18 protein-coding genes and 3 tRNA genes are annotated in these 12,287 nt (G+C 60.4%); 9 read left to right on the top strand and 12 right to left on the bottom strand.

Annotated elements, in window-relative coordinates:
- Positions 1–117: 117 nt before the first annotated feature.
- The 3 genes from G4G71_RS14620 to G4G71_RS14610 all read right to left on the bottom strand — a co-directional run bounded on the left by G4G71_RS14620 (position 118) and on the right by G4G71_RS14610 (position 1,861).
- Positions 118–540, bottom strand: coding sequence for a hypothetical protein (locus G4G71_RS14620; RefSeq protein ID WP_169938668.1), 423 nt, complete (start codon positions 538–540; stop codon positions 118–120).
- A gap of 327 nt (positions 541–867) precedes the next feature.
- The gene (locus G4G71_RS14615) at positions 868–1,323 is read right to left on the bottom strand and encodes a hypothetical protein (RefSeq protein ID WP_169938666.1); all 456 of its coding nucleotides are present in this window, start codon (positions 1,321–1,323) and stop codon (positions 868–870) included.
- Between the two features lie 220 nt (positions 1,324–1,543).
- The gene (locus G4G71_RS14610) at positions 1,544–1,861 is read right to left on the bottom strand and encodes a hypothetical protein (protein ID WP_169938664.1); all 318 of its coding nucleotides are present in this window, start codon (positions 1,859–1,861) and stop codon (positions 1,544–1,546) included.
- A gap of 144 nt (positions 1,862–2,005) precedes the next feature.
- Here G4G71_RS14610 and G4G71_RS14605 point away from each other — a divergent pair, with 144 nt between their 5' ends.
- Together G4G71_RS14605 and G4G71_RS14600 are read left to right on the top strand one after the other, a co-directional pair.
- Positions 2,006–2,266, top strand: coding sequence for a hypothetical protein (locus G4G71_RS14605; protein ID WP_169934897.1), 261 nt, complete (start codon positions 2,006–2,008; stop codon positions 2,264–2,266).
- The gene (locus G4G71_RS14600) at positions 2,266–2,580 is read left to right on the top strand and encodes a hypothetical protein (RefSeq protein ID WP_169938662.1); all 315 of its coding nucleotides are present in this window, start codon (positions 2,266–2,268) and stop codon (positions 2,578–2,580) included. Before G4G71_RS14605 ends, G4G71_RS14600 begins: the two co-directional genes overlap by 1 nt.
- 10 nt (positions 2,581–2,590) lie before the next feature.
- Here the strand turns inward: G4G71_RS14600 and G4G71_RS14595 are convergent, their stop codons facing one another.
- From G4G71_RS14595 to G4G71_RS14585, 3 genes are all read right to left on the bottom strand, one after another.
- On the bottom strand, positions 2,591–3,046 hold the full coding sequence (locus G4G71_RS14595) for an SEL1-like repeat protein (RefSeq protein WP_169938660.1): 456 nt from the start codon (positions 3,044–3,046) through the stop codon (positions 2,591–2,593).
- Between the two features lie 97 nt (positions 3,047–3,143).
- A complete protein-coding gene (locus tag G4G71_RS30245) occupies positions 3,144–3,221 on the bottom strand; it encodes a YceK/YidQ family lipoprotein (protein ID WP_420826014.1) in 78 nt (25 codons plus the stop codon).
- Positions 3,222–3,469: 248 nt separating this feature from the next.
- A complete protein-coding gene (locus G4G71_RS14585) occupies positions 3,470–3,796 on the bottom strand; it encodes a hypothetical protein (protein WP_169938656.1) in 327 nt (108 codons plus the stop codon).
- Positions 3,797–3,873: 77 nt separating this feature from the next.
- Between G4G71_RS14585 and G4G71_RS14580 the strand changes: the two genes are divergently transcribed.
- Positions 3,874–4,155 carry a hypothetical protein gene (locus G4G71_RS14580; protein WP_169938654.1) on the top strand — a complete coding sequence of 94 codons (282 nt, stop codon included), beginning with the start codon at positions 3,874–3,876 and terminating at the stop codon, positions 4,153–4,155.
- A complete protein-coding gene (locus G4G71_RS14575) occupies positions 4,152–5,684 on the top strand; it encodes a DNA cytosine methyltransferase (RefSeq protein WP_169938652.1) in 1,533 nt (510 codons plus the stop codon). Before G4G71_RS14580 ends, G4G71_RS14575 begins: the two co-directional genes overlap by 4 nt.
- Before the next feature lie 38 nt (positions 5,685–5,722).
- Here the strand turns inward: G4G71_RS14575 and G4G71_RS14570 are convergent, their stop codons facing one another.
- A complete protein-coding gene (locus G4G71_RS14570) occupies positions 5,723–5,998 on the bottom strand; it encodes a hypothetical protein (protein ID WP_169938650.1) in 276 nt (91 codons plus the stop codon).
- Between the two features lie 578 nt (positions 5,999–6,576).
- On the opposite strand from G4G71_RS14570, the gene G4G71_RS14565 reads away from it, so the two are divergent.
- The 5 genes from G4G71_RS14565 (at position 6,577) to G4G71_RS14545 (ending at position 9,289) form a co-directional block, all read left to right on the top strand.
- A complete protein-coding gene (locus G4G71_RS14565) occupies positions 6,577–7,092 on the top strand; it encodes a DUF4406 domain-containing protein (protein WP_240964928.1) in 516 nt (171 codons plus the stop codon).
- Positions 7,089–7,448, top strand: a complete 360-nt coding sequence (locus G4G71_RS14560; RefSeq protein WP_169938648.1) for a hypothetical protein — start codon at positions 7,089–7,091, stop codon at positions 7,446–7,448. Before G4G71_RS14565 ends, G4G71_RS14560 begins: the two co-directional genes overlap by 4 nt.
- Positions 7,449–7,641: 193 nt before the next feature.
- Complete coding sequence (locus G4G71_RS14555; RefSeq protein WP_169938646.1) at positions 7,642–7,956, top strand: hypothetical protein; 315 nt, start codon at positions 7,642–7,644, stop codon at positions 7,954–7,956.
- Positions 7,957–8,045: 89 nt separating this feature from the next.
- Positions 8,046–8,258 carry a DUF4224 domain-containing protein gene (locus G4G71_RS14550; protein ID WP_169938644.1) on the top strand — a complete coding sequence of 71 codons (213 nt, stop codon included), beginning with the start codon at positions 8,046–8,048 and terminating at the stop codon, positions 8,256–8,258.
- Positions 8,258–9,289, top strand: coding sequence for a tyrosine-type recombinase/integrase (locus G4G71_RS14545; RefSeq protein ID WP_169942673.1), 1,032 nt, complete (start codon positions 8,258–8,260; stop codon positions 9,287–9,289). The genes G4G71_RS14550 and G4G71_RS14545 overlap by 1 nt, the downstream gene beginning before the upstream one ends.
- 82 nt (positions 9,290–9,371) lie before the next feature.
- Here G4G71_RS14545 and G4G71_RS14540 read toward each other — a convergent pair.
- The 5 genes from G4G71_RS14540 to uvrC form a co-directional block, all read right to left on the bottom strand.
- Positions 9,372–9,457 (bottom strand) — tRNA-Leu (locus tag G4G71_RS14540).
- A gap of 155 nt (positions 9,458–9,612) precedes the next feature.
- Positions 9,613–9,686, bottom strand: a tRNA-Cys gene (locus G4G71_RS14535).
- A gap of 35 nt (positions 9,687–9,721) precedes the next feature.
- Positions 9,722–9,797 (bottom strand) — tRNA-Gly (locus G4G71_RS14530).
- 68 nt (positions 9,798–9,865) lie between these two features.
- A complete protein-coding gene (gene pgsA / locus G4G71_RS14525) occupies positions 9,866–10,426 on the bottom strand; it encodes a CDP-diacylglycerol--glycerol-3-phosphate 3-phosphatidyltransferase (RefSeq protein WP_024767418.1) in 561 nt (186 codons plus the stop codon).
- 33 nt (positions 10,427–10,459) lie between these two features.
- Positions 10,460–12,286 (bottom strand): excinuclease ABC subunit UvrC, encoded by a 1,827-nt coding sequence (gene uvrC, locus G4G71_RS14520; protein WP_169938642.1) that lies wholly within the window; start codon positions 12,284–12,286, stop codon positions 10,460–10,462.
- Between the last annotated feature and the right edge of the window lies 1 nt (position 12,287).

Genomic DNA, 12,287 nt, shown 5'->3' with positions numbered 1-12,287 from the left:
CAAACCGTGTGAATGACCCGGCAAGCAGGTGTGAAGGTCGGCGCCAACAGTGGTGGCGCCGACGGAAAGCATCACTGAAGCGTCTTCTCACGAGGGCGCTTTGGGATGTGTGGGAAGCTAAGAACAGGACAGCTGTCGCAAGCTGGCAGCAGAGGCAGCCCCCCCTATAGCTCCAGCTGTGAAGAATATGGGGGCAACAGACAAAAACAGGGAGAAGAAGGAGATTGCTCCTAAGCCCGAGAGCACGCCGGCAATGAGCCTATATTGCAGCGCCAGCGGTTCTCGCTTCCCTATCGTCAGCAAGAACGTGCCATAGAGCATTCCGGAGAGTAAGGCTGGTATAGAACCCACAAAGTACACGACAAAAAAGAAAAGCATGGCGAGGTCCCACGCATAACCGACCAATCCCCCGCTTAAAGCAAGCGGCAGAGCGCCCAAGGCACCGACAGGGGGGCCGATCAGAAGGAACGTCAAAGCGGCTTTACGCAACACCATCTCCGACAATTGCAGCTTCCCTACCGCTCTATCTCGCTCGTCCATGTTTCTCCTAAAGCTCCCTGCGCCTGAGCCCGGCGCCTATTCGGTGCTTCGAATTTAAACAGAAAAGCTGAGCATGCGCTGAGCGGGACGGAAAGAAGAAGACCTTGCTAGGAACCAATGCCCAGACTTGGACACAACCCTTCCCGCACGTCTGCCGCCTCGGCACTCCAGGTGCCCGGCGTTGGGCGACGGTGAGCAGCTACGCAAAGTCGCTACACGTCCTGAGCCGGTGGCAGCCAGGCTGCGGCCTCACCCCGGACACCGAAAACTTCGAAAGCCTCGAAGCCGCCCGGCGCGCCGGGGAGGAATGGGCCAATAGTATCTGAGCTAGTTCGAGCTGATTTCCTCTCGCCGATCTTCCTCTGCTTCTTGTGCGTAAGCCCACCTTTCAGCGTACCTACGAGACCTTCGCCGGTTCCGAATCCAGAGCGCAAACGAAAAGACCACTAGCAGGATCGCGCTCCCGTAGGAGAAAAGGAACTGCATGAGAAAAATCACAACCGCACCATCTCTATCCAAATGGTGACCGCGCGTCATGAGCAATACCGGGACGATAGTGAGGCAGACAAAAAACAACAATGCCGCGCTGAATTGCTTGATCCATGCAGTTGCAGCAAGCATCAGCAAGGCAGGAATTAGGGCATAAACGAAAATTAAGTACAGCGCCTTCGGAAGGACCTCAAGAGTGAAAGGTCCATCCGTCAATACGAGCAACAGCCCAACGTTAAACAGGAAAGCAATTGCGATCAGAACAAAGTTGCTTACTGCACCGTACTTCGTCACAGCACTCCCTCGCCTCAACAAGAATTCCCAATTTAAGCATGCCGCAGGCCGGAAATCGCTAACGATCGGGCGCCCGTGCCCCGCCTCGCGGGTAACTCAGCCGGAGGATGCAGCCATGTAACCGACAGCCCTGGTAGTTCGGCAACAAGCCGGGCGAGCCGCGAAACACTCACATACGGCGGTGTTTGTGAGACCTGAAAGGCCCTGTCAGAAGGGCCTTTCACCTCTCGCCAGAAGAATGCGGCCGGAACTCCGGCTTCAGCTGATCGGACGAGAATATCGAAAGCAGATCCTTGGTCATGAGCCCAGGGCTCTCAGCCGCGACAATTCTCTCGATCGTTTCCGGTCCGAGGTGATCGCTCGCCAAGCACTCCCCCACCGACTTGATAAGCATAAAGCGGCTCATGAACCGGCGAGTCTGCTCAACGCTCAGGCCTGCGTCGAAGCAGGCATAGAGAACGGCGGCTACTCGCGAAGGAAACTCTTCTTCCACGCAACCGATCCGCTGCAATTCCCGATAGAACTCAGTGAAGTCCATGCCTGCTCCTTGGTGGGCGTCTCCCGCTGAATCCTACCTTCCACGACTCTCTTTCGACAGCACTCCTCCGCGGCGCCCACCGGCGCATAGCCGCGCGCTGGAGTGCTGCCCAAAGGAAGCCACCACCCAGACGAGGTGATCGCCATGCAACAGCTGAACATTCGCCCCCAACTGGCCGAGCTGCTCCCGCTGACCGCCGCCGCGCGCGCTGCCTTCGAGGAGCGCCGCACCATCGTGGTGGAGAAGCCGGCCTACCAGATCCGTCCGACTGGTCGCGGCTTCTTCCACATCGTCGACACCGCCACCGACAAGGTCGCCGGGTTCCGCCGTGATTACCGGGAGGCAATTGCTCGCGCTGAGGAGCTGACCATCCGCAAGCGCGATGACATCGGGGCTGAAGGGTAATGGCCAAGTCCCAGAAGGAACGCAGCAAGGCCTCCGCAGAGAAGCGCCAGCGCCTGGACGAGACGGAGTTGCGCCACCGGGTGCGCCGCGGTACCCGCTCCATGCTGGAGAACCTGATGCGTTGGCATGGCATCGAGGAGAAGGCCGAGGCGATACAGCTCCTGATCATGCATGCCCATGACCTGGGGCCGGAAGGCTCCGCTCCCCTCCTCGCCATTCCGCGCCACGACTTCACGCCATCCGATTTCGTGGCGCGCAAGCTAGAGGTAGCCGGAACGCGGCAAGCCAAATGGATGGACAGCCAAGACGCTTAGGTCAGGGGAATCAGAGGCCAGCTTGGTGACCAGACTCCTTTTCCTCGATAGAAAATCTCCTCACAGCGTCTAATGACGATATGTCGTGAAGGCTTTCCTCCACCATCTCGTACGAGGACTGTGAATCTTTATAGTTCTGAGCAGCTGCCTTCTTGTACCAATAGGAAGCCCTAAATTTGTCGCCGGTAGGATCACCGCTTTCTATGAACTCCATGTCATATATGCGGCCCACGCTGTACTGAGCGCGAGCATCACCGTTGCGTGCGAAAGGTTTCAGCATGGCAACTGCCTCTTCAAAACGCTCCTCAGCCAGGTACTGCAGGCCAAGCTCAACACTAGGGGGTGGTGGGGGCGGTGGAGGTGGGAAGATTCTCTCCCAGTTCGCGATTCCCGCTACGGTCAAGGTCCCGACCAACCCTAGTACGGCGATAGCAATTTGGACCTTGTGGCCAGTTTCGAGAGCCATCGGTAATCCCTCGCGAGCAGCTGCCAGGCGCAGCACCAGCTTTCACTTAAGCACACCACCAATCAGCCAGCCGCTGCACTCGCGGCGCGGCGGGGCTCTACCAGCCGCTACAGCTGTTTCCAGTGGCCAAGTCGAGAGGTAACAGCACCGTGTCCATGACAGCGGAGAACGGCATATCAAGGAAGATCAGAGGGCCGGCAACATCCCAAGATTTCGCGTCCAGCTGAACCCCCACATAGGGGCATGGGCCGAACAGATGCCCCAGCGAACTCGCACAGCCATTCGTGCTGAGCACCACAACAGCAAGTCCCATCGCCCTGCACCACATCCGCATCTAAATCCGCTCCTTGTTTGGAGCGAGAACCCTGACGACCAGCATCCACTGCCGCAATAGGACGTTTCCTAAGCGCGGCGCAGCGGTACTCAGATCCTTTTCGGTGTGGACCGGAGATACAGCAGCGTCGCCGTCAGCACGACGAGAGCATAGGCCGCCATCTGCCCCCAGAAGAGAAGCCGGTAGCGCGGCACAACCCGCTCTGAATACTCCAGCTGAAGGCGCCTTGCCTCTTCAAACCCAACGCTTTCGTCCTTCAGAGCTGTCTCCACTTTCGTCGTGAAGGCAGCAGCTTCCGCCCTGGAGCCGAAGACCGAAATGGGGATCTTCTTTCTGATCTCCTCGCCGGCCGCATCGATAAACATCACGCAGAAGCCGAACAGGCTCAGCAGCAGAAACACCTTCACGAATCTCATCACCACCATCCCTAAGCAGCGCAAAAGATCGCCGAGTCTACGACAGCGGCGCGGCGGCGCTCTACCTGGAGAAGGCCATGGGCTGGAATCCGCGATTCGTTGCGTTCTGCCACTCCCATGGCATGACGCCGGAGCAGTACAAGGCACTCGGCAAGGGGAACGTCGACTTCATCATCTGGAGCAACAAGCACGTGAACCAGTGGAAAGCGATGGAGCATGAAAGACACCTGAGCACCGACGGACGTTACGACGCCTGGCTTGCCGAGCTCTACCCACCACCTCGGCTGCCTCACGGAGCAAGAGAATGCTCCGCCGCCCAGCTCGACATCTTCAACGACACCAAGGAGCCCGCAGCATGATCAGCTACGGATCGGTCTGCAGCGGCATCGAGGCCGCGAGCGTGGCCTGGCACTCTCTGGGCTTCCGCGCCGATTGGTTTAGCGAGATCGAGGCCTTTCCTTCCGCAGTTCTCGCCCACCGCTGGCCGGAAGTGCCGAACCTGGGCGACATGACGAAGCTCGCGCGCCAGGTACTGTCCGGCGCCATCAAGGCACCGCCCCTACTGGTAGGTGGCACTCCTTGCCAGGCCTTCAGCGTCGCCGGCATGCGCGAAGGCCTGGCCGATCCGCGCGGCGCCCTCACCATCAAATACGTGGAGCTCCTCGATGCAATTGACCATGTTCGAACCCAGCGAGGCGAACCTGAAGCCGCCTGCCTCTGGGAAAACGTCCCCGGCGTCCTCTCCGACAAGGGCAACGCGTTCGGCTGCTTCCTCGGCGCCCTGGTGGGCGAATCCCAAGAACTTCAGCCGCCAGGGGGAAAATGGAAGGACGCTGGTTGTGTGTATGGACCCCGGCGAACAGTCGCATGGCGGGTTCTGGATGCCCAATATTTCGGCCTGGCCCAACGACGCCGCCGTGTGTTCGTTGTCGCAAGTGCTCGAGCAGGATTCGATCCAGCCGCGGTACTTTTTGAGCGCGAAGGCATGCGCCGGGATCATCCGCCGCGCCGAGGCGAGGGGCAAGACGTTGCCGGGCATGCTCCTTTCGGCCCTTCGCTCCAGTGCGGGTGCGGCTACCTCTTCGGAATGAACCTGGGCGCCTGGGGCTGCCCGAACTGCGAGGGCGACGAAGGGCCCGCCGTCGAAGTGTTGGCCGGGGTGCCGGCCTTCGGCGGAGAAAACCAGATACGCTCGCTCTTCCAGGCCGGTGCGCTGACTGCGCACGGCGTCCGGAACGACTTCGCTTCGGAGACTTTCTGCGTGGCGCCGACCTTGGCCGGCGGCGGCAGAAAAGGCGGAGGCTACAGCCTCGATGATATCCCACTGACGGCCGCAACGCTCGACGCCTCCTATGGTCGGCTGCAGGGATGCAGCGGGCAGGACCTGAACCACGGTCACAGCCATCTTCTTGCTGTGCACGGTACTCAAGACCCAGATTGCCTGGACGATCTGGCGCATACCCTCGGGAGGAACAACGGCCAGGAAAACGCAGTGTTCGATCCTAACCAGATCACCAGCGCCGCGAATCGCAGTCAGCCAACGCCGGGGATTTGCCACACCCTTCCAGCATCAAGCCAGGCGCCGGTCATGTTCTCCAGCGGAATGGCGCCGACGCTTAGGTCAGGAAATTTCCGGAGCCACAGCAATCCAGTTACCCAGGCCGACAGCCTCGTGGTTGCATCTGCTGTTCGTCGATTCACCCCACGCGAATGCGAGCGCCTGCAGGGCTTCCCAGACGACTACACGCTGATCCCCTGGCGCGGTAAGCCGGCGGAGGAATGCCCTGACGGGCCGCGCTACAAGGCCATCGGGAACAGCAAGGCTATTCCCGTGGTGCGCTGGCTTGGCCGGCGCCTGCTGGAGCAGATCGACCGCTCGGCGTTATGAGTTCGACTGCGCCACCTCTGCCGACTGACAACAAATGCTCAGGATCGGGGGCGGAATGCATCGAATAGCTGCCAAATAGAGCTGATGACTTTCTCCGCGACCTGGTGATCGGCTCTACCGCTCTCAATATCCTTTGACACAGAGGCGATGTAGTTCCAGGGAATCGCAGCAATATCGCCACCGAAGTCTTCCTTCTTGATTCCGCGCAATGAATGCAACGCCAGCTTCGCGCGTTCAATTGCACTCCCGCCCGTGATAACCAAGGCTTCAACAGCATTCGTGAGCTTGAAGATCGTTTCGCAGGAAATGGTCATTGCACAGCCCTCGCCGGCCCCATGCCGGGCCATCCGAACCTACCCCACTCCATGCCATTGCGCCACTACGGCACAAAAAAGCCCGGCATTTGCCGGGCTGCAAGAGAGCTACACGCGCTGTATTTGACACTGCGAGGGAGCACTTTCCGTTGGAGCCTCCCCGCCCGATACAACCAGCGCAACTACCAGCACCATGCCCTTCGCCAGGGCTTTGCAACAACGTATGCAGGGTCTACCTTTATGCATAGATCATTTCCTCAATGGTCTGTCGAAACAGGCCCTCGGCGTTGGCGCGCCGGGGGCTTTTTATTCCCCTTGGGCCTGCATGAATTTTAGTTCGTTCTTTGATGTGTAAAGGACGAAAGCGCGAGAAGTTACAGAACTCCGCCCTCCGCCTTCATCTCCATCACGCACTTCCCTTCGTCACTCCTTTGTCCCCAGGTTCATCACCCGCTCTAACTCCAAGTTAGATCGTTCTTTGTCGTGCGCAGAGAAAGATGCACAAAGCCGACGAACGACGGGGAAAGGCGGAAACCACACCCGAAATCTCTCCGCGCCACATGGCGCAAGGACTTCTCATGCCCCGAGATTATGAACAGGCGGCCGTGGCCGGCTTCGATCCCGCCACCCGTGAATGCCGCTTCGTCGGCCGGCGCCACCCCGAGGACGTTATCGAAGCCCTGGACCTTGGCCTGGTGCTGGTCCCTGTCACCGTCGAGCAGGCGCGCGAGGTCTTCGGCCAGCCGATGGATCGTCTGATGAGCGTGCCGCGAGTTGGCCGCATCTACCTCGCCGGCCCCATGACCGGGATCGAGGACTTCAACTACCCCGCTTTCCACGCCGAGGCCGCGCGCCTGCGCCAGCTCGGCTACCACGTCGAGAACCCGGCCGACCACGGCGTTATCGATGGCTTCGAGTGGGCCGACTACCTGCGCCTGGACATGCAGAAGCTGATCACCTGTGAGGCGATCGCCATGCTCCCAGGCTGGGACAAGTCCAAGGGCGCCCGCCTCGAATACCACGTTGCCAGTGAACTGGGCATGCCGGTGCTCACCGCCAGCCAGATCACCGAACCAGCAAGGAGCGCCGCATGACCAAGTTCATCGTGATCAGCGTCAAGCACACGAAGCGGCGCCACAAGGCAATCACCCTTTGGCGTCCGGATGATCGCGGGTACTGCTGGAAGCTTGAGAGTGCCGGGCGCTATGCGGAAGCGCGAGTGCTCGAGCGTCTCGGCTACTACAACAGCGGCTGCACGAACATCGCGGTTCCGCTCACCTTGGTCGAGCAGCTGGCCGGCGAGGTCGAGTACGACACCAAGGAGTTCGGCATTTGCCTGCCGAACAACGCGGCGACCTGGAGTCAGATCTTGGCATCAGTGATCCGCCCGGTTCAGCACCAAGCAGAGCCGGAGTATCGCGGGGCGCCGCGCAGGAAGGCTACAGCATGACCCGCCCCACCTTCTGCCGCGGCACCGGCCAACCCTCCGAGAAATGCGACTGCCTGCGCTGCAGGCCTGCCCTCCAGGAGCGAGCCATACGAACAATTCAGTGGGAAGCTAAATGCTTCCTCGAAGCAGGCAGGCCTCTGCGGCAGGCTCCATACTCAATCCAAGCGCGCAATCGCAGGCTGAGTGAGGGCAAATGAAGAATCTCACCGCGTTATTCCTGCTCATGTCTCTTTCCATCCAGGCCCAGGCGTCTGACTTCTGCACTGGCGTGGGCCTATTTGCTTACGCGGGGGCCACATACCGCGATCAGGGAAGCACCGAACAGCAAGCAATCGCAGCAGCAGACAAACATAACGCCCAACTCGATCCGGACACTCAGACGATCGTCAGGTACTTCGTACGCTTCGGTTACCGAGGAAATCAAACTCCGGAACAGGCAGACGCCAGCGCTGAGCTGAAATGCCGGCAATTCGAAGCCTACGACCAGCACAAAGACGCGAAGAATTAGAACGGCTCCGCGCTGCGCCCCTCCCCTGTACTGAATCTCCCCCCCATTTCAACATCGCCGGCCTGAGCTGGCGCGATGAGGTATTGCTCATGGAACCTATCGTCTTCCTCACCCATGAGGAGATTTGCCAGCTCACCGGCGCCCGGACGAAGGCCGGCCAAGTGCGCGTCTTGAAGCAGAATGGGATCAAGCACACCATCAAGATGAACGGATGGCCCTGTGTGATATCCGCCAACCTCCTGCCGGCGAAAGGTCGCCAGGCTGAAGAAACACCGAAATGGACGCCGCGGAAGGCCAGCTGATGGGAAGACGACCGAAGAAACCAGGCGCGGTCACTCGCCTGCGCGAGCGCACCAAGCCCAGCGGAAAGACCTATTACTACTACGATGCCGGCGGCAAGCCTCGGAAAGAGGTACCGCTCGGCTCCGACTACGGCCTGGCGATCATGAAGTACGCCGAGTTGGAGCGGGATCGCAACGCCGACAACCTGGCCGAGAAGATCGTCACCCTGCGCTACGTCTCGGCGCAGTACTTCCTGGACGTAGTACCAAGGAAGGCCCCAAGCACCCAGAAGAAAGACGCCCAGTACCTGGCGAGGCTGTTGGAGTTCTTCGATGACCCGCCTGGTCCGTTGGATTCAATCGAGCCGCAGCACGTCTACCAATACATGCGGTGGCGTAGCGACGCGCCGGTCAGCGCAAACCGGGAGAAGGCCCTGCTCAGCCACATGTGGAACTACGCCCGGAAGATGGGCTACACGAAGCTGGCCAACCCCTGCTCCGGGATCAGCGGCAATCCGGAGACCGGCCGCGACGTCTACATCGAGGACGACCTCTACCTGCTGGTCTACCAGCACGCCGAGATCGGCCTGCAGGAGGCGATGGACCTCGCTTACCTCACTGGCCAGCGGCCTGGGGACGTGTTGGCCATGGATGAGCGGGATATCCGCGACGGGATGCTGCACGTCCGCCAGGGCAAGACCAAGGCGAAGCGTCGCATTGTGATTGAGGGCGAGCTGGCTACCCTGCTCGATCGGATCAAGGCCCGGAAGGCCGGCATGAAGGTCAGGCCCACTCGTCTGATTGTTTCCGAGGCCGGTTTGGTGATGACCAAGTACATGCTCCGCGATCGCTTCGACCTGGCCAGGGAGGCTGCCGGCATCGAGAAAGCTGCGTTCCAGCTCCGCGATCTGCGCGCGAAGGCCGGCAGCGACAAGTCGGAATCGACCGGAGACATCCTGAAAGTTCGGGACCAGCTCGGGCACACGACCGTCACAATGACCGAGCGCTACATCCGAGATCGGAAAGGCAAGAAGGTCACGCCGACGAAGTAATTGCGGACCGAATCCGGAATTGCGGACCAAAACGATAGGAGGGAGGTTGAGCGCAACGGCCCGGAGACCGTTGATTTAGAAATGGTGCCCGGAGCCGGAATCGAACCGGCACGCCCAAAGGGCGAGAGATTTTAAGTCTCCTGCGTCTACCGATTTCGCCATCCGGGCGGCAGCGCGTTGCAGCGTATCCAGGCATGTACCCGGAAAGGGCTGGACTATATACAGCCCCAACTCCCCTGCGCAAGTTGCCGAAACTGGCGATTCCCGCAGAGGGCAGTTAAAGAAAAAGCCCTGTAAATCTTCGATTTACAGGGCTTTTCTATTGGAGGCTGAGGTCGGAATCGAACCGGCGTTCACGGATTTGCAATCCGGTGCATAACCACTCTGCTACTCAGCCATAACACGGATGACTCAAGGCAAATCATCAAAATCTGGAGCGGGAAACGAGACTCGAACTCGCGACCCCGACCTTGGCAAGGTCGTGCTCTACCAACTGAGCTATTCCCGCGTTGTCGTGTTGACGGGCGCCATTCTAACGATTTGGAAATGCCTGTCAACTCCTTGATTCAAAAATACTTATTTCTCTTTTGGGGTGGTGTTCAGGTGCGGCCATGCCGCCAGCAGATAGTGCAGCATCGACCACAGGGTAAGGATGGCGGCAACGATGAGCAGCGCATAACCCACCAGGACCCAGAAAGTCATCAGCGGGGGATTGGCCAGGAGAATGACCAGCGCCAGCATCTGCGCCGCCGTTTTCCATTTACCCAGACTGGAAACCGCCACGTGTGCCCTCGCCCCGATCTCCGCCATCCACTCGCGCAGCGCGGAAACGACGATCTCGCGACCAATGATGATGACGGCCGGCAGGGTCAGCCACAGATTCGCGTGCTCCTCCACCAACAGCACCAGCGCGGTAGCGACCATCAGCTTGTCCGCCACCGGATCGAGGAAGGCGCCAAAGGGTGTGCTCTGCCCCAGCCGCCGCGCCAGGTAGCCGTCCAGCCAGTCAGTGGCGGCGGCAAGGGCGAATACGGCACTGGCGGCCAGATGGCTGGCCGGGAACGGGAGATAGAACAGCAGGATGAAGATCGGAATGAGCAGAACGCGGAGCAGTGTGAGCAGGTTCGGGATATTCATCGGGTCGGAAGGTCTGCGAGTTGAGCCGGCATTCTACTCGCTGTGCAGTGCAGCATAAATCTGCTCTGCCAGCTTTTTGCTGATGCCGGGGGCTTTGGCAATTTCATCGATACTGGCTCTGCCCAATTCCTGCAACCCGCCGAAATGCTTGAGCAGATCGCGCCGGCGCTTGGGTCCGACGCCAGCGACGTCTTCTAGTGTGGAGGTACGCCGCGCCTTGCCCCGCCGTGCACGGTGGCCGGTGATGGCAAAGCGGTGCGCTTCGTCGCGGATCTGCTGGATCAGGTGCAGCGCCGGCGAGTCGGCGGGCAAGGTGAATTCGTTCTCGGCATCATTGAGGTACAGGGTTTCGAGGCCAGGCTTGCGAGTGACGCCCTTGGCGACGCCAAGTAGCGTCAGCCCAACCACGGCCAGCTCCTGGAGCACTTCCTGGGCCATCGCCAACTGCCCCTTGCCGCCGTCCACCAGAAGGATATCGGGCATCCTGCCCTCGCCTTCCTTCAATCGGCTGAAGCGCCGGGTCAGCGCCTGGTGCATGGCAGCGTAATCATCGCCACCGGTGATGCCCTCGATATTGAAGCGGCGATAGTCCGACTTCAGTGCGCCCTCCGGGCCAAAGACCACACAGGAAGCCACCGTCGCCTCGCCACTGGAATGGCTGATATCGAAACACTCGAGCCGCTGCGGCGGCTCGGGCAGATCCAGCGCCTCTCCCAGCGCATCGAAGCGCGCGGCCATGTGCTGGCGGTTGGCGAGGCGTGCCGCCAGCGCCTGCTCGGCGTTGGTCACGGCAAGTTGCTGCCAACGGGCCCGCGTAGTTCGCACGCGGTGACTGATTTCCAGCAGCCGCCCACGCGACGCCTCGATGGCGGAAGCCAGGATGGGGAAGTCTTCGTGTACGGCATTGACGATCAGCTCGTTCGGCAGATCGCGCTCGTGATGACTGAGGTAGTACTGCCCGAGGAAGGCCAGCAGCACATCGCCCACCTCCTCCTCGATTGCCACCTGCGGGAAGAAGTTCTTGCTTCCCAGCACTCGACCGCCCCGCACGCTGATCAGGTGCACGCATGCGCCACCCGGCGTAACGATGGCCGCCACCACATCGACGTTGCCGGTGCCGAACTCCATGCTCTGCTGGTCCTGCACGCGGCGCAGGATCTGCACCTGATCGCGCAGCTCCGCCGCCTTTTCGAAGTCCAGGCGCATCGCCGCCTCTTCCATATTGGTGGAGAGTTCCTCGGCCAGCACATTGCTGCGCCCCTCGAGAAACATGATCGAGTGGCGTACGTCTTCGGCGTACTCCTCCTCGCTCACCAATCCAACACAGGGCGCCTTGCAGCGCTTGATCTGATATTGCAGACACGGGCGCGTGCGGTTGCGGAAGTAGCTGTCCTCGCACTGGCGCACGAAGAAGGCCTTCTGCAGCAATGCCAGGCTTTCGCGAATGGCGCCAGCGCTCGGATAAGGCCCGAAGTACCGTCCTTTGGCCTTCTTTGCGCCGCGGTGAATGGTCAGGCGCGGATACTGATCCTCACTCGACAGGAAGACGTACGGATACGATTTATCGTCGCGCAGCAGAATGTTGTAGGGCGGCCGCCATTCCTTGATCAGCGTCTGCTCAAGCAGCAGTGCCTCGGTTTCGTTGGCGGTGATGGTGGTCTCGACCTGGGCGATCTTCGCCACGAGGGCCGCCGTCTTCGGCGCCAGGCCGGTCTTGCGGAAGTAGCTGGAAAGACGCTTCTTGAGGTCCTTCGCCTTGCCGACGTACAGCAACTTTGCGTCGACGTCGAACATGCGATAAACGCCCGGCCGCCCGCTGCAGGTGGCAAGGAAAGCCGCCGAATCGAACGGTTGCACCATG

Origin of the sequence: Pseudomonas multiresinivorans, from assembly GCF_012971725.1 — a bacterium.
Lineage (GTDB): Bacteria > Pseudomonadota > Gammaproteobacteria > Pseudomonadales > Pseudomonadaceae > Pseudomonas > Pseudomonas multiresinivorans.
This window is presented reverse-complemented; position numbering and strand designations above follow the sequence as displayed.

Bases quoted from the DNA above. Each gene is read 5' to 3' on its own strand.
- G4G71_RS14620 (WP_169938668.1), bottom strand. From the start codon at position 540: ATGGACGAGCGAGATAGAGCGGTAGGGAAGCTGCAATTGTCGGAGATG.
- G4G71_RS14610 (WP_169938664.1), bottom strand. From the start codon at position 1,861: ATGGACTTCACTGAGTTCTATCGGGAATTGCAGCGGATCGGTTGCGTG.
- G4G71_RS14605 (WP_169934897.1), top strand. From the start codon at position 2,006: ATGCAACAGCTGAACATTCGCCCCCAACTGGCCGAGCTGCTCCCGCTG.
- G4G71_RS14600 (WP_169938662.1), top strand. From the start codon at position 2,266: ATGGCCAAGTCCCAGAAGGAACGCAGCAAGGCCTCCGCAGAGAAGCGC.
- G4G71_RS14595 (WP_169938660.1), bottom strand. From the start codon at position 3,046: ATGGCTCTCGAAACTGGCCACAAGGTCCAAATTGCTATCGCCGTACTA.
- G4G71_RS30245 (WP_420826014.1), bottom strand. From the start codon at position 3,221: ATGCCGTTCTCCGCTGTCATGGACACGGTGCTGTTACCTCTCGACTTG.
- G4G71_RS14585 (WP_169938656.1), bottom strand. From the start codon at position 3,796: ATGAGATTCGTGAAGGTGTTTCTGCTGCTGAGCCTGTTCGGCTTCTGC.
- G4G71_RS14580 (WP_169938654.1), top strand. From the start codon at position 3,874: ATGGGCTGGAATCCGCGATTCGTTGCGTTCTGCCACTCCCATGGCATG.
- G4G71_RS14575 (WP_169938652.1), top strand. From the start codon at position 4,152: ATGATCAGCTACGGATCGGTCTGCAGCGGCATCGAGGCCGCGAGCGTG.
- G4G71_RS14570 (WP_169938650.1), bottom strand. From the start codon at position 5,998: ATGACCATTTCCTGCGAAACGATCTTCAAGCTCACGAATGCTGTTGAA.
- G4G71_RS14565 (WP_240964928.1), top strand. From the start codon at position 6,577: ATGCCCCGAGATTATGAACAGGCGGCCGTGGCCGGCTTCGATCCCGCC.
- G4G71_RS14560 (WP_169938648.1), top strand. From the start codon at position 7,089: ATGACCAAGTTCATCGTGATCAGCGTCAAGCACACGAAGCGGCGCCAC.
- G4G71_RS14555 (WP_169938646.1), top strand. From the start codon at position 7,642: ATGAAGAATCTCACCGCGTTATTCCTGCTCATGTCTCTTTCCATCCAG.
- G4G71_RS14550 (WP_169938644.1), top strand. From the start codon at position 8,046: ATGGAACCTATCGTCTTCCTCACCCATGAGGAGATTTGCCAGCTCACC.
- G4G71_RS14545 (WP_169942673.1), top strand. From the start codon at position 8,258: ATGGGAAGACGACCGAAGAAACCAGGCGCGGTCACTCGCCTGCGCGAG.
- pgsA (WP_024767418.1), bottom strand. From the start codon at position 10,426: ATGAATATCCCGAACCTGCTCACACTGCTCCGCGTTCTGCTCATTCCG.
- uvrC (WP_169938642.1), bottom strand. From the start codon at position 12,286: ATGGTGCAACCGTTCGATTCGGCGGCTTTCCTTGCCACCTGCAGCGGG.